Annotated in this window: 1 rRNA gene; it reads right to left on the reverse strand. The window is 47.6% G+C overall.

What is annotated here, in order from left to right:
* Nucleotides 1–221, reverse strand: a 23S ribosomal RNA gene (locus tag AACR11_RS11405); the annotation flags it as partial.
* Nucleotides 222–248 lie beyond the last annotated feature (27 nt).

Below are 248 nucleotides of genomic sequence, written 5' to 3' on the forward strand. Positions count from 1 at the left end.
TTTCTTTTCCTCGAGGTACTTAGATGTTTCAGTTCCCCCGGTTCGCCTCGCTGCGCTATGTATTCACGCAGCGATACTAGCTTATGCTAGTGGGTTTCCCCATTCGGAAATCCCAGACTCAAATGGTTTTTACTACCTAATCTGGGCTTATCGCAAGTTAATACGTCCTTCATCGCCTCTGACTGCCAAGGCATCCACCGTGTACGCTTAGTCACTTAACCATACAACCCGAAGGAGTTTCGAGTTGA

This window comes from Vibrio sp. L85 (assembly GCF_963871815.1).
Taxonomy (GTDB): Bacteria; Pseudomonadota; Gammaproteobacteria; order Enterobacterales; family Vibrionaceae; genus Vibrio; species Vibrio harveyi.